The organism is Methanolobus sp. WCC1 (genome assembly GCF_045690315.1).
GTDB classification, from domain to species: domain Archaea; phylum Halobacteriota; class Methanosarcinia; order Methanosarcinales; family Methanosarcinaceae; genus Methanolobus; species Methanolobus tindarius.
Map to the genome: position 1 here is coordinate 2,879,488 of NZ_CP146979.1, position 22,247 is coordinate 2,901,734.

Consider the following 22,247-nt stretch of genomic DNA (forward strand, 5'->3'; position numbering starts at 1 on the left):
TATGGGCAGTTAAGTTCTGCCCATAATTCCTATTCTTAAGCTGTTTCCATTGCTCAGATGGAGCAAACGTGAAGCACTGCCCTGGTTCACAGCTATCTCAAAGAACCCGTGACTTCCGATTAGCGAAATAAGACCCCATTTTGAAACTTCCCCATACGTTTTCAGGAAAGACATTTGTCTGCCGGATATTGAGAGAATCGTGCCCGGCTCTATTTCATCAAGGACCTTGTCACCGGGTATATTGGTGATTATATTCCCGAAATCATCCACATAAATAACAGTTGCTTCGATGAATTGTTTCTCTATAATGTAACCTGAAAAGTCCATATCAACATAGTCATCAGTCTTGCGGGCAATTTCAAGAACTTCCCTGCCATTTGACAAATATGCAGCTGCCGGTGCAAAAACATCCCTTCCATGGAACGTTGATGAGATATTTTCAGAAAGCTTTCCCTCTATAATTTCATAGACCTCAATATCCCCCAGCAGACGTGCCGGAGGTATCAAAAGACCATTATCAGGTCCTACAAACCAATGATCAGCTGCTTTGACAATTATTGCATTGCGGCCGGTGCCTACTCCCGGATCAATAACACCCACATGAATTGTTCCGGCAGGATAATGCTTGACCACAGAATAGATAGCAAAAGCACCTGCTCTTATATCAATTGGAGGAACTGAATGAGTTATATCAACAATTGTAGCACCCGGATTTATGCTGAGTATCACGCCCTTCATGGATGCAGGATAAAGGGAACCAAAATCAGTAGTGAGAGTAATTACTGACATGTATATGAATTCTGTCAGTTTTGCTATAAATACATACTTAAATTATGCTGTAAGCATCCATATCACTGGACATTATTGAACAGATTTGTACTGTCCTTGCGGAAAAATGATTTCAAAGCGAGCACCTTCACCAGAAGCGCCGATTTCTCTTATTCCAATGCCTGTAATTGAAAGGATCTCTTTTGAAAGAAAAAGTCCATATCCAGAAGAGGAACTACCTTTTTTAAACAACCTTTTCTTGTCCTCAATACCGATTCCATCATCCTGGAAAACAACCAGCAACTGATCATCCTGTTCATCAGTAGTAATGTAAAGGTGTTCAGCCCGGCTGTGTTTCACCACATTGTTTCCGAGATTGTAGAAAACTTTCCTAACCATTGGATCGGTGAAAATCATATAGCTCCCCGCTTCTATATGAATATCAACCAGAGAATTATCCAATGATACCATAGCATCCTTCAGAGCAGCCCGAAGATTTACCCATTCAGGTGCATGAATTCCTATTTCCTGATAATCCTTGGTGAACATAATATGCTTATCTATAGACCTGATATTGCCCTTCATTCTCTGTATCAGTTCAAGTTGTTCAGGATCTTTTACTTTCTCTGCCAACAGCAGTAAGTATCCTTCCAGAACCATTACCTGATTAACTATATCATGACGGGTTATCGAACTTAAAAGATTTAGTTTATTGTTTGCCTGCCTGAGGGCTTCTGCCTTTTGTTCTTTCTCGGTGATATCTTCAGCTACACCATCCACAAACTTGATATTACCATCAGAATCATATTGTGCGGAAAGGGTAAGAGAACAGAGAATAGTAGAACCATCCCTTACCTTAAATTTGATTTTATGATCTTTAATTTTTCCAAGTTGCTTCAATTTATCCATCAACTCTGCACGATCTTCCGGATGAAGATATATGCCTTCTACAGGATAATTCAATAGTTCATCTTCATTCTCAAATCCCAGCATCTTGCACAGAGCCGGGTTTGCCTGAATAATTCTTCCACCTTCCCAGGGTTCGGTTCTGATTATACCAATGTTCACATTCTCAACAAGAGTACGGTACTTATTTTCACTTTCCTGCAGGGCATCCATGGCAATGCTAAGTTCATTGATTTGTTCCTTAAGCTGAGGATAATAACTCTTGCGATGGGAGGTCTCAGTTAATCCAATGATTTTCTGCCTGAGATCATTCATTTCAACATCCTCTTCAGAGTGAATCATGGAAAATTCTCGCTATATCTTCTATTTTAGCCGGATTGGGATTCGTAGCCAGACACGGGTCTTTTAATGCATTTTTACTGAGAAGTTCAATATCACTGTCTTTTACGCCCATGCATGCCAATCCGGGTTTTATTTCCAGATGTTCAGTAATGTCCAAAAGCGCATTTACAATCCCTTCGGGGCCTTTGTCACCTACAGACTTAGTTCCCAACATAGCTGCTTCAAGTTCCTTATACTTTTCAGATGCAAAAGAATAATTGAACTCGACAACCGGACCCAGGAGCTGAGCATTACATTCCCCATGCGGAGAATCCTTATATCCACCCAGACTATGAGCCATTGCATGAACAAGACCCAGGCTGGCGTTTGAAAATGCAAGTCCTGCATACATGCTGCCAAGCATTACCTTATCCCTGTAAACAAGATTATCAGGTTCATCATAAACTTTGGGCAAATACTCCGATATTAGTTTTGTTGCTTCCAGTGCATACATGTCAGTCATCACAGAGGAGGCATTTGAAACATATGATTCAAAAGCGTGACAAAGAGCATCCATACCAGTAGCAGCAGTCAGTTGAGAATCCATTGAAAGCGTGGTTTCGGGATCTATAAGAGCCAGATCTGCTATCATGGTTTTACTGATTATGGCAAATTTACGCTTCTCTTTTTCATCGTTGATTATAGCAAATTGGGATACATCAGCAGAAGAACCTGCAGTGGTTGGAATACATATCAAAGGTGGGGCGGGCATAGCAACTTCATCCACACCTTCAAGTTCCAGAACACTACATTGATTTGAAGCTACAGCACCTATTGCTTTGGCACAGTCCATAGGACTACCGCCTCCGACGGCCACAATGAGATCGCATCCTTCATTCTCATAAAGTTCAGCGCCCCGCATCACTTCAGAAGATCTGGGGTTGGAAGAGACTTTGTTATAGACTACAATGTCTATTCCTTCTGAATTGATACTATCTTCAACTTCCCCGGCCCAGCCCGCTTTGATGACACCCGGATCTGTTACCAGCAGGATATTTCTGCCGGAGAGACTGTTGACATACTGGCCAATTAGATTTCTGGAGCCATCACCCAGAATAATTTCCGGCGCGGAGAATTTGCGGGTTGGAAGAATTCCATGAGACATATTAATCGTATTTTTACTACATTTCCCACTCATACTACATACCACCCCTGAAAACAGGTTCGTATTTTGATATACACTAAATATTTCTATGAATCTTATACAATTACGCTATGTAAAGGTCAGATTTTCCCACATAAAATATCAAGTTGTTTTTTTATAAAAGTCTTTGGCTCATTATATATCATAACTAAAAACAGAAAGAATCGGCATAAAAAGCTGAAAATACATACCCTGATTTTCAATGATGTATAAAAAAATGCAAGATTAACTGTTACTGACATACAGGAATAGTGAAAGTAAAAGTGCTTCCTTTACCAGGTTCACTTTCAGCCCATATATCGCCGCCATGGAGATTAACAAGCTCTTTAGATAGTGCAAGTCCAAGGCCGGTACCCTCATATTTGCGGGATTCAGAGGAATCCAGTTGCACAAACGGATTAAATAGTCTTTTCATTCCTTCACTGTCAATACCAATTCCATTATCAATTACAGAGATATGTACAAATTTATCATCGATAGTCGAATCAATTAAAACAGAGCCACCTTTTTCTGTGAATTTGATGGCATTGGTAACAAGATTATAAAATATCTGCTTTAGTTTGACTTTGTCAGCATACACATAGGTTTCTTCAGATTCAAGAGGCATCTGGAAATCAATACTCTTGTTGTCTGCAAGTTGTTTCAGGATTGAATGGATTTCTTCATATACTTCACCAAGGAGAATTTTTTGTTTATTGATTGTCATTTCCCCTGACTCTATTCTGGAAATATCAAGGATCTCATTAATAATACTAAGGAGATGTTTTCCACTGTTGGATATATTAGTAAGGTAACGAAGCTGTTTTTCACTGAGTTCACCGCCTGCACCACCCAGTAACATATCTGAAAATCCGATAACAGAATTTAAAGGTGTACGCAATTCATGACTCATATTTGCCAGAAATTCATTCTTGGTACGGTTAGCATTTTCTGCAATAATTTTTGCCCTTAACATCTCATCTTCAGCTTTTTTCCTTTCAGTTATATCCATGCATATTGCAAGGAACTTGTTACCGGGAATCTGCACCGCATGGAGTTCCAGATAAAAAAGATCCTGGGTCTTGTTAATGAAAGGGAACTCACCTGATAGTTTCCCCTCAGTTTGCAGTTTGTGAAAAGTTACCTCGTAATTATCCACACGAGACGGAAGAATAAAATCAGAAATACGCTTTTTCAGTATATCTTCACTTGAGTAACCTGCAACCCTGCAGGCCTCAGGATTTACATCAAGGAATTTACCATCGAAATCAATTACAAAAATAGGATAAGGCGATATGGTTACATATGTCCTGTACTTTTCCTCACTTTCCTTCAGGGCGCGCATTGCCCGCTTAAGTTCTTTAATCTGCTCCTTTAACTGAGGATAATAATTCTTCCTATGAGAAGTTTCACTCAACCCGATAATCTTGTTTCGAAGATCAGCCTGCCTTCTATCTTCATCAGAAGGATTCACAGATTAAAACCCCATAGATACAACATACTATGTTGTCGGGCACAAAAAACCCATTTAGCCATATTTGCTACGTGTCCCACAATAATATAGAGGATACATAATTATAAAAATATTTGCATTTTTTTGTGATGAAAAACTATTGTTGATAGTGATTTTAAAAATATTAAGGAAAAAAAGAAAATGATTTTGTGTAGATTTCAAAAAGAAAAGAGAAAGTAAATAATGCCCACAGGCATTATTTGCAAAGGTCGTAGTTTGAATTGACAATCTTAAGAGCGCAGAAGTCACCGCACATTGTACATGCGTCTTCATCTGCTGAAGCTCTCTCTGTTCTGATCTTTCTTGCAAGTTCCGGATCGAGTGCGAGCTTGAACTGTTCCTCCCAGTCAAGTCTTGCGCGTGCTCTGCCCATTGCAAGGTCAACTTCACGAGCTGTTTCCGGATATTTGATCATGTCACCAACGTGAGCTGCGATCTTTGATGTCTTGACACCCTCAACTACATCTTCAAGGTTTGGAAGTGCAAGGTGTTCTGCTGGTGTTACGTAACAGAGGAAGTCACAGCCTGCTGCTGCGGAAGCTGATGCACCGATTGCTGTTACGATGTGGTCACGGCCTGCACCAATGTCTGATACCAGTGGACCAAGCATATAGAATGGCTTTCCATTGCTCATTGCTTTCATGAGCTTGACGTTTGTCTCTACCTGGTCAAGTGGTACGTGACCTGGTCCTTCTACGATTACCTGAAGGTCGTATTTGTCATGTGCTTTCTGTGCGCATTCGGAGTTGATGATAAGTTCCTGGACCTGTGCCCTGTCAGTTGCGTCTGCTACTGCACCTGCACGCATTCCGTTACCGGTTGAAAGGGTAACTTCGTGTTCCTTGAGGATCTCACAAAGGTAATCGAAGTCTTCATAAAGTGGGTTTTCCTTCTCGTTGTGCAGCATCCATGTACTCATGAATGCACCGCCACGGGAACAGAGACCACCGTATCTGCCGTGTGCCTTCAATCTGTCAAGGACAATGTTGTTGACACCAGTGTGGATAGCCATGAAGTTTGTACCGAGTTTTGCCTGTTCTTCGGTTGCACTCCAGAGGTCGTCCTCTGTCATGTGAACAATGGAACCATCTCTTCTTGCTGCTGAGATGAATGCCTGGTAGAGTGGTACTGATCCTACTGGAAGGGATATTGCGTCACAAACAGCTTTCCTGATACCAAGGAAGTCTCCACCGGTACCGAGTTCCATAAGTGTGTCAGCACCTGCTGCCTCTGCTGCCTTTGCTTTCTTGACTTCCATGTCAAGGTCAACGATGTCTGATGATGCACCAATAGATGCGTTTACCTTGGTTGTAAGACCTTCGCCCATACCACAGATTTTGATATCCCTGTATGGTGTCATTGGGATTACGATTCTTCCTGCTGCGATACCACGTCTGATGAATTCAGGATCCTTGCCTTCAACCTCGGCAACGATCTTCATCTCTTCTGTGATCTTACCATTTTTTGCATCTGTAACTATTGTCATTGTTTATACCTCAAGATTTAGATGTAACCTACAATAACTAAATCGTATATAATGTTTGTCAAAAAATAAACTTTAGATAAAGTCAAGTTAACTTTATAGATGCCGATTTTTTATTAAGCGGGGAATAAATAAAAGCTAAAAAAGATATTCAAAATCACACCCATAAGCAATTATGATTCGACTTGGAATAGAGCTTTGACAATAATGCAAAACCCACTATTCAACTAAAATTGTTTTGTTTACAGGGAAAATGAAATGTCATTGAAACTTTGAATTCAGGACAAGTTACCATGAAAGATCAGTCATCGTCCTTTTCGGCAATTTCAGTGATTTTACGGAGCATACGCATGTTTTCCCTGTGAAGGGTAACCATGAGATCGCTGAGCATTCCAAAAATGAACATCTGGAAACCTGCTACTACCAGCAACGTAGTAAGTATAGTCATAGGAATGCGTGTAACACCCTGGAACCACTGGACAACAACAAAACTGCCAACAAGAATACCTGCGAGGATAAACGCACCGCCGATTATTCCAAAATAGAACATCGGATTATGAAGTTTTGCCATTTTATAGATGGTAGATCCAATTCTCCAGCCATCTTTTAGCGGATTCAATTTTGTAGCACCTTCTGAATGTCTTGCCAGGTAAGTTGTCGGGACTTCTTCTATGCGCAGATCTTTTTTCACACTTTCTATTGTGATCTCAGATTCTACCTCAAATCCCATTTTTGTAAGCTCAAAGGACTTGATGGCTTTCTTATTAAAAGCCCTGTAACCTGTAAGAATATCCTCAAGCCATACACCATAAGCCATGCCAAACATCTTGTTTATTACCTTGTTCCCGAAAAGGTTGAGCCTGGTAAAAGCACCTTCTTCGTAATCCACAAGCCTGTTTCCCATAACATGATCGGCTTTGCCTTCAAGAACCGGACCAAGAACAGCATGAACATCCTTTGCAAGGTTTGTGCCATCACCATCTGCCATGACGACGTAGTCCTCTTCTATTAACTCAAAGGACTGTTTAATTGCCTGACCTTTTCCTTTACCGGTCTGGACAACTACCCTGGCACCTTCAGTTTCAGCTATTTCACGAGTCTTATCCTTACTGTTACCATCAATTACAAGAATATTGTCAAAGCCTTCAGAGCGAAAATCCCTGATGACCTGACCAATGGTAGCCTCTTCATTCAGAGTGGGCAACAAAATACAAACATTTTCGTTTGACATCTCTATATAAATAGAAATGAAAGGTCTTAAAGCAGACCCATGCTGTCAAGCTGCTGTCTTACGACCTCAACACCCTGCTCACAATTTTCAGGTGATTTGCCGCCGGTGACCACAAGCTTTCCGGAACTGAAAATAAGTACAACGACCTTAGGATCGTCAATGCGGTAAACAAGACCAGGGAACTGCTCTGGCTCGTATTCAATGTTCTCAAGACCAAGACCGATTGCAATTGCATTAAGGTTCAGGACTGCCTGAAGGTCTGCTGACGCAACAATATTCTGAACTGTAATTTCAGGATTCTCGATTGTCTTGATGCCAATGTCATTAAGTTTCTGGGCCATATTGCCTATGACAGTGTGAACATCATCCACATTCTTTGCACCGGTACATACAACTTTACCGGAAGTGAAGACCAAAAATGCGGCTTTTGGGTCAGAAACACGGTAGACAAGACCGGGGAATTTCTGTTTGTTATATTCCGCGCCCTCAAATTCAGCTTCTATTTTTGTAAGATCGAACTCCTCAGCAAGCTTGGTAGATGCGACCACATTTTCAATTTTGATGTTGTAATCTGACATAGTATAATCCTCATATTTAAAGCGGGCTAATATTCAACAATTCAGTATATAAGCTTATACCCTCTTGTTTATATAGGTTTTTAAGGAACTGATAAAATAGTAAAAGTTTTAATACTTTTTGAGTAAAATTTAATACAAATTCCCCATCTCATTCATCTTCAAGCTTTTTGAGACCATCAATAACAGCATCATATTTGCTGCATACCCTTTCTATAAGGTCACCATTCATGCCTTTGTGTGTAGGTATCAAAATATCAGCACCCTCTGAAATGTCAACGCCGTCACTGGATTGTCCGTAGTCAGGAGCGATTACAATCCCGGTTGATGAAACACCAAGACGCAGATCACTGACAATGCGCGCAACCATTTCTGTTGCAGGCTGGACTTTCTTGCTAATCACAAGAGCTTTTGAAACATAGCGTTCCTTGAGCTCACCTATGGATTCTATACTTGATTTTGCGGTGTCGGTATCTGACACGTTTTCAAGCAGATTTATAGAATCTATGAGGTCATCAAATGTCGTGGAGCTAGCCTCAATAATCTCCCCATCATAGTATTTACTTACTTTCTCAGTATAACCTTTGGAGATTACCAGCTTGTAAACATCATCAAGCTCATCAAGTTCCTCTTCGGTAGGGTCATAAGCATTGATAACTTTATATTCCCTTATACCGCAAAGCTGCATAAGTGACTCATACATCGGAGTAACACCAATAAACCGCCTTCCAAGCCATTTATTAAGACCACTCTGTCCGCTCTGTACACGGGAAAGTTCAATGATCTTCTTTTTGACAAGTTCAGGATCATTGGATTCAAGACCAAAATAATCAGCAAACAGAGAAGTAGTTTGGAGAATCTTTGTCCTGCCGTGCGGAAGCGCTTCAACAAATCCCCTTTCCTTTAGTTCTCTGATATGATCATAAGCGGAATTACCCCGCATATCAACAAGATCAGACTGGACAAGCGGCTGATGATAGGCTATCATGGAAAGTGTGCGAAGCATCGGTGCACTCAGTTCTTTTGGAGCCAGAGGTCTTACATCATCGGTATATTTGGGCTTGACCTGCATGACATAACGTTCGCCAAGGTCCAGAACCTCAAGGCCTGATTCCCTTTCAGCATATTCCTTTACAAGCTCCAGGGCAACAGGAATGGCTTTTGTTTTATTTTTGCCTATCAGCCTGCCAAGAGTTGTAGCATCAAGTGCTCCCCCGGCAGCAAAAAGAGCTGCTTCGATTACTTCCTTATCACTCATAACTGTGAATACACCTCACACAGCCTCTGTTGCAGTTACAATATCACATGCTTCATCACATGGATACACATACAATTCACCGAAAAGTTCTTTCTGGGCAAGCCATACTTTCTTTTCGGTAGCAAGGAACAGCAATGAAACGTAAGTCATTATATTCTCCGACCTGTCGTCTGTCATAAGATCTGAAAGGACCACAAAATCACAATCTTCAAACGATTTTTCAAGCATTTCACCCATGTCCTTTACACGTCCCAGAATATCCTCTTCGTGTGCAATTCCAAGGACATCATCTGTGGTTACTGCGGCCTTTTCTTCAAGCCTGCGGTGAACACTGCGGTCTTTCCTGCGTGTTTCTACCTTCTCAGCCTTACGAAGTTCAACAATAAGTTCCTGAAGCGTTACAGGACGGGTAGCCCTGCGCCTGATTGGTAATTTTGGAACCGGATATTCATCAACCTCATAGAAATCCAGCTCATCTGCAAACATGTCAAAGCAGTCTTCTTCCTCTTCTTCCTGGACAATTCCAGTTGATTTCATACGTAAAAGGATTGCTGCATAAAGGAGTGTACGTCCGGAGATGCGCAGATCAAGCATCTGCATAACCTCTACTCGCTCAAGGAACATATCAGTAACATTGACAATATCGATATCCCATGGATTAATTGCACCATCTTTTGCAAGATTCATGAGGATCTCAACAGGTTCACTGAGGACATCTTCCGGGAATTCCAGAAGGGCTTCATCAACACCAAGACCTCTTAAAGTCTCTACGAATTCAGGGTCAATGGTACAAGGTAACGAAACATCAGCTATCTGGGCAATGTCGACTGCCTGAACCATTTCCACATCTTCTGCTATTTCGTTCAACGTAATTTCACTCCCGTTATACTTGTAATGTTATTTTCCTGCATTGCAACACCGATTGTGCGCTCTGCGGCTTCAATCATTGGCTTTCTCAGGGACACAACGATAAACTGAGCATTTTTAACTGCCTTTTTCACGCGCTGTGCAACCCTTCCGGCATTTGCTCCGTCAAGAAACATGTCAATTTCATCGAATGCATAGAAAGGTGCCGGCCTGTACTGCTGAATAGCAAAAACAAATGAAAGCGCAGTCAGACTCTTCTCTCCTCCTGACATCGCTTCAAGACGCTGCAGTGTCTTTTCCTTTGGCTGTGCCTTAAGTGTAAGACCACCGGCAAATGGGTCTTCATAATTATCAAGAACAAGCTCGCCTATTCCATCAGAAAGCTCATGGAATATTTCCTTGAATGGCTCATTAATACCATTGTAGGTTTCCATGAAAGTATCTTTTTTGAGCTGTTCATACTGTTTTATACGCTCAAGAATCTGCTCTCTTTCAGATGAGAGAGTGTCACGCCTGCTAACAAGCTCATCAAGTCTTGATTCAACTTCATCATATTCATCAATTGCACGCATATTCACAGGTTCAAGGCGCTCCATTGCCCTTTCAATAGATGCTATCCTTGTGCGTACGGTCTCATAATTAGGAACTTCTTCTGTTTCCTCGATACCACGCCTCTGAATTTCCTCAGTAAGATCGTTTACCTGCTCATCAAGGGCTTCCTTTGTTGCGTTAAGAGCCATCATCTGTCTGTTGCCTTCATCGAACCTTGCCTTGAATTTATCAAATTCTTTCTTCAATGCAAGATGTTCATCATGCAAGCGGGTACGTTCCTGCTGTAATTCCTTAAGCTCATCTGCAAGTTCCATTTCACGCTGCTGCTTCTCTTTGAGTAACTCTTCAAGTTCGGCTATCTTATTCTTTAGTTCGGAAACACGCTGCTTGTGAGTGCTCTTCTTCTCATCCATGGATTTGATGAGTTCCCTGTTCTCTTCGATCTTATTAGATGCATAATCACGATCAAGGTTAAGAGCATTAAGAGTGGATTCAATATCCCTTACGCGACCGTCCAGACGCCTGATTTCCTCATCAAGCTGCTCAGCCTGCCTGTTAAGTTCAGGAACCTCGGAACCTTCCAGTTTATCTTCCAGAACCTCAATGTCCTTTTCAAGTGAAACGACAAGTTCTTCCTGCTCCTGCTTCTTTGTGAGTGTGGAATCCATTTCTTCCCTGAGCTGTTTGCGGGCATCCTCGATTTCTGCAAGTTCCTGACTCTTTGCCTCAATAAGCTGTTCAAGACGCTCGCCCCTGCCTGAGATCTCTTCAAGCTGCATCTGCTTCTTGGAGATTTCCTTATCATGTTCATGTATCTCACGGTTGATCTGTGCCACATGACCTTCAACCTGATCCAGTTTTTTGATTGCATTACTGCGCTTGGAATCAAGTTCGGTTATCTTTTCAGCTATCTTTACAAGCTTATCTTTTTCAGATGCTGCAAAAGAAAGACCGGATTTCTGCTGCTGGGAACCTCCAACCATCGCACCACTCTTTTCAATAACTTCACCTTCAAGAGTGACCATCCTGAGTCCCCCCATCAGGCGGCGCGCGTTGGTAAGAGTATCAACAATCAGAGTATCCCTGAAAACGTACCAGAATGCTGCCTCGAATTTATTATCAAAATCAATCAGGTCAATTGCATAGCCAATCACACCTTCCCTGTCAGAAAGATCCTTGTAAGGCCTGCGGCCTTCCATCTTGTTCAAAGGAAGGAAAGTTGCCCTGCCGCCACGCCTTTGTTTCAGGAAAGAGATAGCTCTTGATGCGTCCTCATCATTTTCAACCACAACTGCCTGCATACGACCGCCGGCTGCAATTCCCAGAGCATTGGAATACTTCTGGTCAACACTACCAAGTTCTGCAATAGTACCATAGATTCCCGGCAGACCGTGGTGTTTCTTCTCATTCATCACCATGTCTACGGCTTTGGAATACCTGCTGTGGTCCTCTGCAGCTCTGACACGAACCTCGATTCTTGCATAATCATTCTCATGCTTTCGAAGCTCGTCCTCAAATTCCTTAACAATAACCTTTAACTGGGAACGTGTGAACTCAAGATCATCCATGTCCTTTGTCAGGGCATCGATCTTCTCATTGAGTTTATCAATATCATATTCTACGGATTTTGTGTCACTGCCTGAAGATTCCGCTTTAGACTTCGCATCTGCGATTTCACTTTCAATATCCCTTGCCTCAACAGACTTTCTTCTCTGGGAATCAAGCAGGCGATCTTCCTGACGCATGAGCTCGTTTTTCTCATTTTTCACTTCTTCAAGCCGGGATTTGAGTTTGCTTAACTCATCACGGGTCTGCGCAAACTTAGCATCCACATCAGCAATCTTGCTTTGCAGGAGCATGCGCTCTGTTTTGCGCTCGGACATCTCAAGAATACTTTCCTTACGCATTGTCTCTTCTGATATTTTTGAATCCAGTTCTTCAAGCTTACCTTTTATATCATCGATATCCACAAAGGCTTTTCTTCTTCTGGATTCAACATCTTCCATCTCTTTTTCAGAAATCTCAATGGTGTCCATACACCTTGAAACTTCACCGCGGATTCCTTCAATATCCTTCTTGATCTGGATCTGTTCATCCTCACCCATTCTCTGGATGTTCAGGGTCATTTCCTCAAGTTCCTGCTCAAGTTTATCCACAGCAACTCTCTTTGCCTCTAAATCAACTTCCAGTTTGGCAAGAACTTCCTCTTTTGCAAGAATATCATCTGCGACACTTGTGAGTTCTACTTTGGCATCTTTCAGTTTTGCCAGCAGGACAAAACCCTCAAATTTCATTTTCTCTTCTTTGAGAGACTGGTATTTAAGAGCCTGATCACGTTCAGTCTTTAGCTTTTCAAGCTGCTGACCAACCTCTTCAATAATAATATCGACTCTTTCAACTCTTTCACGAACAATCTCAAGTTCGCTGAGTGCCCTGTCCCTCTTACTGTCAAATTCAGCAACTCCGGCAATCTCATCAATTATCTTACGTCTTTCACCGGGAGTCATATTGATGATACGGGTAACGTCTCCCTGCATCACAACATTGTATCCTTCAGGAGTTACACGGGCTTTGGCAAGGTAATTATGAACATCTCCGAGGCTTACTGCCTTGCCGTTAAAATAGAAATAACTGTAATATCCGGAATCAGTTTCCCTGATCTTTCTTGTGATGGAAATCTCATCTGCATCAAATGGCATCTCACGGTCAGTATTGTCAAACCGAATGGTAACCTGGGCAAAATCTGGTTTTTTGGAACCTTCGCCGTTGTATATAAGGTCAGTTAGTTTTTCAGCTCTCAGGGTTCTGGAACTTGAAAGACCCAGCACAAAGAGAATACCGTCTATTATGTTAGATTTCCCACTACCATTTGGACCGGATATGGTAGTGAAACCATCAAAAAAAGGTATTTTTACCTTTTTTCCGAAGGATTTGAAGTTTATAAACTCAAGTTCCTTGATGTGCACGTAAATCCTCTGTTTTTATGAAAAGATTATTTTTTTCGCGTGGTAGTCATTATTACCGCATCTTCATCCTCACGTGCCTCTATGGACTCGTAATCAGAATCTTTATTGTTCTTATCATTGCATGAATCCGGTTTATCCTCTTCAGCAACGATATAATTGCAGGAATCTCTTTCCTGCCGTGACGTCCTGTTGAGTCTCATCTGGCGCTCATCATCCGTTTCTGCAATAATATATTCTGACCTTGGTTCAGGTTCAGGAATCTCAGGGCGCTTCACAGAAGGAACTTCCCTCACATTAAAACTCATATTTGATGATTGTGAAGCAGGAGCTTGTCTGGAAACCTGTTCAGGCTCTGCAGATCTGATGGAAACTTTTGGATTTGACTTGCTTGCATAAGATGCGGGGTCTTTAGGAACTGAGGGATTTGATGGAGGAACCATCGATGAAGGTGATACACTTTTAGGCTGCGAAGCATTGTTTGAAGCTGAAACAGGTTTTGGTTCCGGTCTGTAAACCCTGGGACTTGAGTATTCAACAGGCGCAGCTTCTGAAACTGGCTTTTCAACTTTAGGTGCTGGTGCTGGTTCAGGTGTTAGATTTAGTGTGGCTTTTGGCTCAGCTTTCCTTTCTTTTGAAACAGGGAGCTCTTTCAATGCTCTAATCATTGATTTCTGGTCAAGAAGTTCATCCATTATCCCGTTAAGATTACTGTTTATGGACTGGACCTTACGTTCAAGCTGAGCAATGCGATTGTTAAAATCAAGGTCGTTCTTAAGATCACTTCTGATCTCACGGAGTATAGACTCCCGGAGATTGGTTTTAATATCGTCTAATTCTGCTTCTTTTTCCTTGAGCTGCCGCTCAAGGCGTTCAATGACAAAGTCCCTGTTTTCAGTGTTCATGAAAAGCCTCGCAAATCCATTCAGTCCCTCATCGCTGTTACGCGAAAATACCACGTTAATATATGAATAAAAGTATAATATACCTTATGGTTGTCTCTTGTATTTTATTCAAGCAATAAATAATTATTTAATTTGATCTGCATTTCTCCCATTCAACGGGCACTTTAACCACCGCTTACCGGGCAAATATAGCAGAATTATTTGTAATGGGGTCTTTTTCAACTGCAAATACATGGTCTGCAGAATCAATCAGCGATTCATCATGGGAGACAATGAGTATCTGGGCAACTCCAATATCCCTCATCATATCAACAAGCTTAATCAACTGATGCACATGCCCACGGTCAAGGAAAACCGTCGGTTCATCCATTATCAGTGGAGGAAGTCCCTCTCCTGCCTGCGTTGAATTTCCAAGAGACAGTAAACGATAGATAGCACAACGAAGCACCAGATTAAAGAGTGCTCTCTCGCCACCACTGAGAAGTTTAGGTTCAAGCGCGGTTCCGTCCTTCTCAAAAACAGTCAGGTTGTAATCAGCATCCAGCGTAACGTGAGAATACGCATTATTGGAATACATGAACGTGAAAATCTCATTAATAAGAGTATCAAGGGTCTGTATATTACTTGAACGCAGCTGAGCCCGGATACGCATATACATACTCTCAAGGTTTTCCGCATCTGAGTACACAGCCCGCAGGAAATCACCCTTATTCTTAAACACAGTGAGACTCTTTTTCATATCAGAAAGTCTCTTACGTTCATTTTCAGCCATACCGGCTTTCTTCATAACCTCATCTTTTTCAAGCTTCAGCTTGCCTATCATGGAATTGATATTCTCAAATGCAGTATTGTATTTCTTACTCAGGATTTCCAGTTCATTCTTATTGAATTCACCAATACCCTTATCGATCTCCTCAAGTGATTCTTTCTTTTCGCCAATCTGGGCTTCAAATAAAGAGATCATTTCCTGAATGCCTTTTATCCTGTCATTCATCTGCACAATCTCAGAGTTTATCTTCTCTGATTCAGCAAGTGCTTTCTGCATTTCCCTGAGTAAAGCAAGTTTTTCAAGCACAGAAGAATGCTCTTTCTGCACAGAATCCTCATCCTGTTTTATCTGCTGAATTAAGGCCTGGGTTCCTTCAAGGGCTTTCTCAAGAGACTGCTGACCTGACATCAGTTCCTTAATCCTGGTCTCATCTTCCTTTATACGAAGAACGTATTCCTCAACTCGTTTCCCGTCACGCTCAATTGCTTCCTTCTCAGCATTAATATCCCGCAGAACAGCATCAATATCAGACTTACAGCTTCTTGCAGACTTTATTTTCTCAACCCGTGCTTCTGTTTCAGTCTGCCTGACCTGCAACTCCGAAAGTTCAGATTCCAGCTTTGCCAGCACCTCATCATCCTCAACTGTGGACTGCTCCACACAGGAACCTTTCAGCTCCTGGCCACAAGTTGGACATTTTCCGGCTTCCAGAAGCTTTTTTGATTTTTCGAGACGGGATTTCAATTCTGAAATCTTTACCTTCAGTTCAGATTCCTGACCATGGAACCTTTTCTGCTGGTCATTTACAAGATCAAGAACATCATCAATATTTTCAAGTTTCTCAAGGCTGAATCCCAGGGAAGAAACTGTAGACACTATTTCCTTACGCGTGTTCTCAAGTTCAGCGATATTAAGTTTATGATTTTTAGTTTCAGAGTGAACAGATTCTATTCTGGACTGTACGTCCTTCATCCCATCTTCAAGAGCCTTTAACTGTTTATCAGCATCTTTTATCGATTGACCCATGTTGAGAATATCTTTTTCGGCAACCGCTTTCTTACTCTTAACTTCAGCCAGCCTGTCACGAACAGAACGCTCTTCCTCATCCATTTTAGCTACAAGGGAATCCGTCTCCTTAGAATCAACAGAAAGTTTTGATTCTATTTCAGAAATCCGTGCTTTTTTAATCTCCAGAGCATCTTTTTGGGAACGAATATCCTTTGATAGATCATCAATAGAAACAAAAGAAAGGGATTTACGATCTGTAAGTTCCTTTATCTGCTGCTTAACAGATTCTTTTTTGGATGAAAGCTCACTCAATTCGGACAACTTTTTTGCAACTTCGTCAATAAGACTGCGTGCCTGGTCTCTTTTCTCATTCAGGGATGTGATTTCCTCATCAATCTGCAAAGACCTGGTTCTAAGGGTTGCCAGCCTTCCGCTTGGATCTGAATCTTCAATAAGCTGGATCTCCGCATTCAGTTCCTTAATACGCCTTTCATTGTCCCTCTGGTGCCTTCCTACACCAACCCTTGCACTTGAAGCTCTCTCCCTGTACTCTTCCAGCTTTCCAAGTTGCAGCAGGTCATCAATCATTTTCTGGCGGTCTTTCGGTTTGGAGTTGATCAGCACATCAATCTCACCCTGCCGAATGTAAACACAGTTCCTGTACGCCTCTTCGTCCATATTCAGAAGTGAGGTAACAGCTTCATAGGTCCGGGTTGCCTGATCAAATATTATTTCTCCGTCTCTTTTAAAGACAGATTTTGTATTGGAAGCACGCCCCTTTTCAGGATCGTTTCTGAAAGACTGCTCAATAGAATAGTTATGACCATTCTGTTCGAATTCAAGCAGTATTGATGCCTTTGAAGCACCTTTTGTGATGATATCGGAGAGAACGAATTCCTTATCCAGTGTTTTGCTCCCGAAAAGTCCCGTGAAACATGCCTCAAGAAGACTGGATTTTCCGCTTCCATTAACACCCGAAACTACAGTTACCCCATCCTTGAAAGAAAGGTCAAGCTCCTTGTAGCTCCTGATGTTTTCAACTTTCAGGCGTTTTAGCATCACAGGTAATCACCCAGATTATACTGTCGTGGTTTTGGAGTGTCATCATCTTTCTTTTTCTCAGAAGAAGACTGCTTTTCAGGCTCTGATAATTCTGTTTTATCTTTTGACAAAATGGAATCCTCTTTTTCCGGCTGCAACATATTTCCATAATTATTTACAGGTTCATTTCCAGTCCGTTCCACATTCTCTTCCGGTAATGAATCAGAATTTGAACCTGAAACTTCAGATTCTGGTTTCCTTTCCGCATGCTGAGAAATATTATTGGAAACTTTTTCTTTTGCGGAATCGGAAACTAAAGATTCATCAATGGATTGTGGTTCCTGTTCACCTGTGTTTTCAGAAACCATCTCATCAACTGGAACTGAAACCGGAACAGGATTTGTAAAATCGATTTTTTCCAGAAGCTCTCCAAGTTTTTGTTCCGCCTCATCTCCCATTCGGGTCTTGGCTATCTGGGAATCCCTTATCATATCATCAAGAAGCAGACCCCCTGAAGTGAGATTCATTTTCCTGATTTCTTCCTTGATAACATCATCGGGGTCTGAGAACACAACTTTTAATGTTGGGTCGTTCAGAGTGTCAACTCCTGCCCTCAGATCCTTTATACCTGGAACAAGAGCACCTCTTGACAAGAGGAACTTCTCTATTTCGCTGAAATCAAGCCGGGCCTTCACATCACCTGAAAGTTCAACGAACACGACCTTGTCATGAATATCGTGTTCCATAATAGCATTAAAAACATCTTCAATGGCATTTGGCCCTTCATTCACATTTACAGGAATGAACAGGAACTCACGGGTCGGAATAATCCTTTTACTTATCTCAATGCCACTGTCCTTTATTGTGACGATATTATATGATCTGGGTTCGCGTTCGGATGTGCTGTTCCTTTCAGTGCTTCCCGGATATGTAACCCAGGTGTCATCGACCTTAGTTATCTCATACTTGTGATTGTCACCAAGAAGTACCGCATGAATATCAAAAGGAATCTTATCAATTACTTCATTTATGTCCCACTCACCAAATGAGAATGGCTTTACAAGCTGGTGCATAACAAGCAGATTATAACGTGCATCAGTATCCTTACCATCAAATATAGAATAATCAAATAGAGGTATTTTTGTCTTGGCTACACTGTCGATACCGTATATGGCCACATTTCTCAGCCTGTATGCCTCATTGCTGAGTCTTGTCACAAGTCCCAGACTACTGTAAAGGTCCAGCCATTGGGTATTCTGTTTACTCTCGTGGTTTCCGACTATCGCAAGCAATGGAATTCCGGCATCTTTAAGCCTCGAAAAAAGTCCCATTGCATCAAGAATATCATCCAGTGTGGGATTGCGTGAGTCAAAAAGGTCACCTGCATGTATTACAGCATCCACACCCATATCTACGGCATCATCCACCACAGCAGAAAAAGCATTAAGAAAATCCTTCCGGCGTACATCACTGTGATATTGCCGGTATCCAAGATGTGTATCCCCTGTGTGGATTATTCTTATTTCATCCATCAGGGATTATGATATGTCGAATAGAATATTAATTGTTTGGGATGAGTAATCGGCAATACCAATACATTAATATTATATTATTCATATAATGTGTAACATCTGCTCAAGTGCAGTATGGGGCTTTTATGGATAGTAAAGGACAGATAACCATCGATTACCTGATAGGAATTACCATATTCCTTTTCGCTGTCCTCTTTATATTCAATTACACTTCCGGAATATTTACTCCATTTCACTCAAATTCTGACGAAATTACATTGATAGCTGACAGGACATCCACTGCCCTTGTTGAAAAGATTCTCAGCGAAGGCGATGAAACAGTCCCGAACCTTGTTAACAAAGCAAAGGTTGACACCTTTTTTGGAGAACTTGATACCAATTACGAATCTACTGTCGATTATCTGGGTCTGACAGGTTCATACCTGAGATATGATTTAAACGTCACGATGGAAAACCAGACATCAGTAATGAATACAGCAGGTAAAGTAATTCCTTCTGGTGTCAATGTAGGCCAAACCAGAAGGATAGTCCTCATAAAAAATGATGCCACCGGTGGAACCGAGCTGGCTATAATATCTTTCAGAGTGTGGTAAAACGATCAGAATAAAACATATTCTCATACCTGATGCAAAAGCCCAGATGCATACACTGGAAGCAGTTATGGCAGCACTCATTATGGTAGGAGTAATCGTATTTGCCGTGGAGGCAACTTCACTCACACCACTTACATCATCAACAGCAAACGCACATATTGAAGCCCAGATGCAGACAATGGGACAGGATATGCTGAATGCCCTTTCCTATGCTCCTTACGGACATGACTCGGCTTTGAAAAGTGATGTCATGAACTGGGACGGAACAGAATTTGTATGGAACGGAACAGCATACGAGTCCCGGGCATCGACTAACATAACCCTGACAAACAGTAATCTTGCTGATATGTTTGCTTTCATAACAATTCCACGTGGAATTGCACACAATATCCACTTCACATGGATAAATGAAGAAGGAGTATCTATTGCAAGACCTTACATATACAATGGCGACCCGTCGGACAATGCTGTAATTGTCTCAAAAAAGGTTGTACTTTCAGATTACGAAGTCGGAAATGTATCTTCATTTGCAGCTAACACAGGTATCCCTGACATTGATAACAGCACTGCATTTTACAATATAGTCAATGTGAAAATGACACTATGGAGAATGTGATAGCATTGAGATGCAATAGAAAAATAACATCGGATGACAATGCACAACTGCTCCTGGTTGCAGGATTCGCTGTAGGTGTAGGCATAGTCGTGCTGACTATCATGCTGAACAATGTTATATATGCCAGCAACATTGCGTCAGAAGCAAGTATTGATACATCACGATATGATATTGCAAATGCAGCCCAGATGACAACCGAAACTTACGAAGACGCATACAAGTATGCGACTATAAACGGAAGTTTCAATAATGCCGATTTTGAAAATTATCTTGAATCCTACGCTGCTCTGGCTTCAAAGAACTTCGCCATGTCAGGATTCACATTCAAATTTGAAAATAATTCATTAAATGATGCTTACTTTACCCAGAACGGACTGCCTGACGGAAGAGATGACTGGACCATTATAAAGAACATCAACACAACTGATAACCTAGTAGTGGAAATTCCTGATTTATCACTTCTGGGAAACAGTTCTGATATCCTTGTAATATCAGTAACTAACAGTTCAGGACTTTTGTGGTCACTTGAGATGTACAATTCAAGCGGGACCATAAATATTACAGTGTCAGACCATTCTTCAGTAATTGGCACTTACACAGCCTCAAGTCATATTAATGTCACCGGGGACAAAATAGACTTTGTAACACCTGCAAGTTTTAATTTCAACAGCCTGACAGATGGAGGAGATTATTCCATCAATATCCGCAATGGAAGCAGTGCAGTCGGCTATTGTCGCTTTGCAGGAAACCAGACATCAGGTGATCCTTATGTGTTTGCAAGGTACTGGATTGCCAACCCTACAATCGAAATGACTTCCAGTGAAATGAGAATAATCCGCAGAATGCCAGTATCGCTGCCAGGGAGGAATATCTCATGATACGGGACTTCATTGAAGATGAGAATGCGGTATCCATTTCAGTTGGATTCATACTGACATTTACAATCACTGTCCTGATGATAGTAATGGTGCTTAGTTCATTCTATTCCCTGATGAATGACGCTGAACAGACGGTCATGCATGACGAATTTGAAATACACGGGAATGATATCGCAGTCCGGATAGCAACCATTGACACCATGGTGGGATCCATGACCGATTCAGGAGCATCCGTTGAAGAAATACAATACGAATTTAACATGCCTTCAAGAATTGCAGGCAAACCGTATTCTGTAGAACTGGACAATTCTTCCGGAGACATTGTATTCATTTCTGATAAAAGAGAGCGAACACAGGTGAAAGTACCGTATTTCGCTGAAAATACTGTAGTATCCGCATCCACAGTGGAAAGCATAAAAGGCAATTTTGTGATTGCCTACGACCCTGAAACAAATATCATAATTATCTACTGAAAACATTACAGTCTACTTAAAAATGGGAATTGCAGATGAGAGATAAGAAAAGCCTGAACCGGAATGAAGATGCTGTTTCTGAAGTTGTTGATTTCAGCATCACACTCGGAGTTATGCTCCTTGCAATTGCAGTGATAGCACTTGCAGGATACCCCATGGTCCAGCACATGAAAGAAAACGGACATATGGAGAATATAAAGCAGAGCTTTTCAGTACTCACACCCAACGTAAACAAAATAGTATTCGGAAAAGCGCCATCACAGTCAGTTGAACTGAAATTATATGGTGGTACGATTTACGTAACCGGCAGCAGTTACATGAATATCAGCATGGAACAGTGGAATGAATCTACCTCATCTCTTGAAAAAGTATCATACGAAAGACAATTGCGTATGATAGAAAACCAGTATATAGATACTTCAGTTGCTTACGAAAATACCGGTGCATGGGTAAAATACCCCCAGGGACGAGCACTAATGATATCAAAACCTGTTTTTGCATATGACAATAATTCCCTTATCATACCAATGGTAACCATCACAGGTTCAAAAGGAACCTCCGGTTCAGGACTTATCCGCGTGATATCTGATGGTGGTCAGCTTGCAGTTGAAACTTACAATAATGTGTCTAAAGTAGAGATAACGATGTCCAGTGAATACTACGAAGGCTGGAACACATATTTCCAGGAATCTCTGGAAATGGCAAATACATCCGTGAATACCACAGCCCGAACAATTTACGCAGAAAAAAGCTACAACCCGAACATAGATGTGTTCATAATGGTGTCACCAATGAGTGTGACAGTAGAATAA

Annotated in this window: 18 protein-coding genes; 5 read left to right on the forward strand and 13 right to left on the reverse strand. The window is 41.5% G+C overall.

Going from position 1 to position 22,247, the window contains the following annotated elements; all coding sequences use genetic code 11:
• Positions 1-9: 9 nt before the first annotated feature.
• From V7O61_RS13705 to V7O61_RS13765, 13 genes are all read right to left on the reverse strand, one after another.
• The gene (locus V7O61_RS13705; protein ID WP_023845433.1) at positions 10-789 is read right to left on the reverse strand and encodes an S-adenosyl-l-methionine hydroxide adenosyltransferase family protein; all 780 of its coding nucleotides are present in this window, start codon (positions 787-789) and stop codon (positions 10-12) included.
• 72 nt (positions 790-861) lie between these two features.
• On the reverse strand, positions 862-2,016 hold the full coding sequence (locus tag V7O61_RS13710; protein WP_407283299.1) for a PAS domain S-box protein: 1,155 nt from the start codon (positions 2,014-2,016) through the stop codon (positions 862-864).
• Complete coding sequence (gene ercA / locus V7O61_RS13715) at positions 2,003-3,193, reverse strand: alcohol dehydrogenase-like regulatory protein ErcA (RefSeq protein WP_288069981.1); 1,191 nt, start codon at positions 3,191-3,193, stop codon at positions 2,003-2,005. The genes V7O61_RS13710 and ercA overlap by 14 nt, the downstream gene beginning before the upstream one ends.
• 238 nt (positions 3,194-3,431) lie before the next feature.
• Positions 3,432-4,652, reverse strand: a complete 1,221-nt coding sequence (locus V7O61_RS13720) for a PAS domain-containing sensor histidine kinase (RefSeq protein ID WP_407283298.1) — start codon at positions 4,650-4,652, stop codon at positions 3,432-3,434.
• A gap of 235 nt (positions 4,653-4,887) precedes the next feature.
• Positions 4,888-6,177 carry a phosphomethylpyrimidine synthase ThiC gene (gene thiC / locus V7O61_RS13725; protein ID WP_023845429.1) on the reverse strand — a complete coding sequence of 430 codons (1,290 nt, stop codon included), beginning with the start codon at positions 6,175-6,177 and terminating at the stop codon, positions 4,888-4,890.
• A gap of 298 nt (positions 6,178-6,475) precedes the next feature.
• Positions 6,476-7,405: an S-layer glycoprotein N-glycosyltransferase AglJ gene (aglJ, locus tag V7O61_RS13730; RefSeq protein WP_407283297.1), complete on the reverse strand. Its 930-nt coding sequence runs from the start codon at positions 7,403-7,405 to the stop codon at positions 6,476-6,478.
• A 26-nt stretch (positions 7,406-7,431) separates the two neighbouring features.
• Positions 7,432-7,983 (reverse strand): TATA-box-binding protein, encoded by a 552-nt coding sequence (locus V7O61_RS13735; RefSeq protein WP_023845427.1) that lies wholly within the window; start codon positions 7,981-7,983, stop codon positions 7,432-7,434.
• A gap of 148 nt (positions 7,984-8,131) precedes the next feature.
• A complete protein-coding gene (gene scpB / locus V7O61_RS13740) occupies positions 8,132-9,238 on the reverse strand; it encodes an SMC-Scp complex subunit ScpB (RefSeq protein WP_023845426.1) in 1,107 nt (368 codons plus the stop codon).
• A 15-nt stretch (positions 9,239-9,253) separates the two neighbouring features.
• Entirely contained in the window at positions 9,254-10,105 is an 852-nt protein-coding gene (locus V7O61_RS13745; RefSeq protein ID WP_407283296.1) for a segregation/condensation protein A, read from the reverse strand.
• The gene (smc, locus tag V7O61_RS13750; protein WP_407347419.1) at positions 10,102-13,623 is read right to left on the reverse strand and encodes a chromosome segregation protein SMC; all 3,522 of its coding nucleotides are present in this window, start codon (positions 13,621-13,623) and stop codon (positions 10,102-10,104) included. Before smc ends, V7O61_RS13745 begins: the two co-directional genes overlap by 4 nt.
• 26 nt (positions 13,624-13,649) lie before the next feature.
• The gene (locus tag V7O61_RS13755; protein ID WP_407283294.1) at positions 13,650-14,579 is read right to left on the reverse strand and encodes a hypothetical protein; all 930 of its coding nucleotides are present in this window, start codon (positions 14,577-14,579) and stop codon (positions 13,650-13,652) included.
• Between the two features lie 121 nt (positions 14,580-14,700).
• Positions 14,701-17,361 carry an AAA family ATPase gene (locus V7O61_RS13760; RefSeq protein ID WP_407283391.1) on the reverse strand — a complete coding sequence of 887 codons (2,661 nt, stop codon included), beginning with the start codon at positions 17,359-17,361 and terminating at the stop codon, positions 14,701-14,703.
• Entirely contained in the window at positions 17,361-18,875 is a 1,515-nt protein-coding gene (locus V7O61_RS13765; RefSeq protein ID WP_407283293.1) for a metallophosphoesterase, read from the reverse strand. Before V7O61_RS13765 ends, V7O61_RS13760 begins: the two co-directional genes overlap by 1 nt.
• 125 nt (positions 18,876-19,000) lie before the next feature.
• On the opposite strand from V7O61_RS13765, the gene V7O61_RS13770 reads away from it, so the two are divergent.
• Genes V7O61_RS13770 through V7O61_RS13790 form a run of 5 tightly spaced genes read left to right on the forward strand, consistent with a single transcriptional unit; the run spans position 19,001 to position 22,247 of the window.
• Positions 19,001-19,468, forward strand: a complete 468-nt coding sequence (locus V7O61_RS13770) for a hypothetical protein (RefSeq protein ID WP_407283292.1) — start codon at positions 19,001-19,003, stop codon at positions 19,466-19,468.
• Between the two features lie 46 nt (positions 19,469-19,514).
• Complete coding sequence (locus V7O61_RS13775) at positions 19,515-20,084, forward strand: hypothetical protein (protein WP_023845419.1); 570 nt, start codon at positions 19,515-19,517, stop codon at positions 20,082-20,084.
• 5 nt (positions 20,085-20,089) lie between these two features.
• Complete coding sequence (locus V7O61_RS13780; protein ID WP_407283291.1) at positions 20,090-20,962, forward strand: hypothetical protein; 873 nt, start codon at positions 20,090-20,092, stop codon at positions 20,960-20,962.
• Positions 20,959-21,435, forward strand: coding sequence for a hypothetical protein (locus tag V7O61_RS13785; protein ID WP_407283290.1), 477 nt, complete (start codon positions 20,959-20,961; stop codon positions 21,433-21,435). The genes V7O61_RS13780 and V7O61_RS13785 overlap by 4 nt, the downstream gene beginning before the upstream one ends.
• 35 nt (positions 21,436-21,470) lie before the next feature.
• Positions 21,471-22,247, forward strand: coding sequence for a hypothetical protein (locus V7O61_RS13790; protein ID WP_407283289.1), 777 nt, complete (start codon positions 21,471-21,473; stop codon positions 22,245-22,247).

Coding starts and splice junctions, on each gene's coding strand:
- V7O61_RS13705 (WP_023845433.1), bottom strand. CDS start 789: ATGTCAGTAATTACTCTCACTACTGATTTTGGTTCCCTTTATCCTGCA.
- V7O61_RS13710 (WP_407283299.1), bottom strand. CDS start 2,016: ATGATTCACTCTGAAGAGGATGTTGAAATGAATGATCTCAGGCAGAAA.
- ercA (WP_288069981.1), bottom strand. CDS start 3,193: ATGAGTGGGAAATGTAGTAAAAATACGATTAATATGTCTCATGGAATT.
- thiC (WP_023845429.1), bottom strand. CDS start 6,177: ATGACAATAGTTACAGATGCAAAAAATGGTAAGATCACAGAAGAGATG.
- aglJ (WP_407283297.1), bottom strand. CDS start 7,405: ATGTCAAACGAAAATGTTTGTATTTTGTTGCCCACTCTGAATGAAGAG.
- V7O61_RS13735 (WP_023845427.1), bottom strand. CDS start 7,983: ATGTCAGATTACAACATCAAAATTGAAAATGTGGTCGCATCTACCAAG.
- scpB (WP_023845426.1), bottom strand. CDS start 9,238: ATGAGTGATAAGGAAGTAATCGAAGCAGCTCTTTTTGCTGCCGGGGGA.
- V7O61_RS13760 (WP_407283391.1), bottom strand. CDS start 17,361: ATGCTAAAACGCCTGAAAGTTGAAAACATCAGGAGCTACAAGGAGCTT.
- V7O61_RS13765 (WP_407283293.1), bottom strand. CDS start 18,875: ATGGATGAAATAAGAATAATCCACACAGGGGATACACATCTTGGATAC.
- V7O61_RS13770 (WP_407283292.1), top strand. CDS start 19,001: ATGGATAGTAAAGGACAGATAACCATCGATTACCTGATAGGAATTACC.
- V7O61_RS13775 (WP_023845419.1), top strand. CDS start 19,515: ATGCATACACTGGAAGCAGTTATGGCAGCACTCATTATGGTAGGAGTA.
- V7O61_RS13785 (WP_407283290.1), top strand. CDS start 20,959: ATGATACGGGACTTCATTGAAGATGAGAATGCGGTATCCATTTCAGTT.
- V7O61_RS13790 (WP_407283289.1), top strand. CDS start 21,471: ATGAGAGATAAGAAAAGCCTGAACCGGAATGAAGATGCTGTTTCTGAA.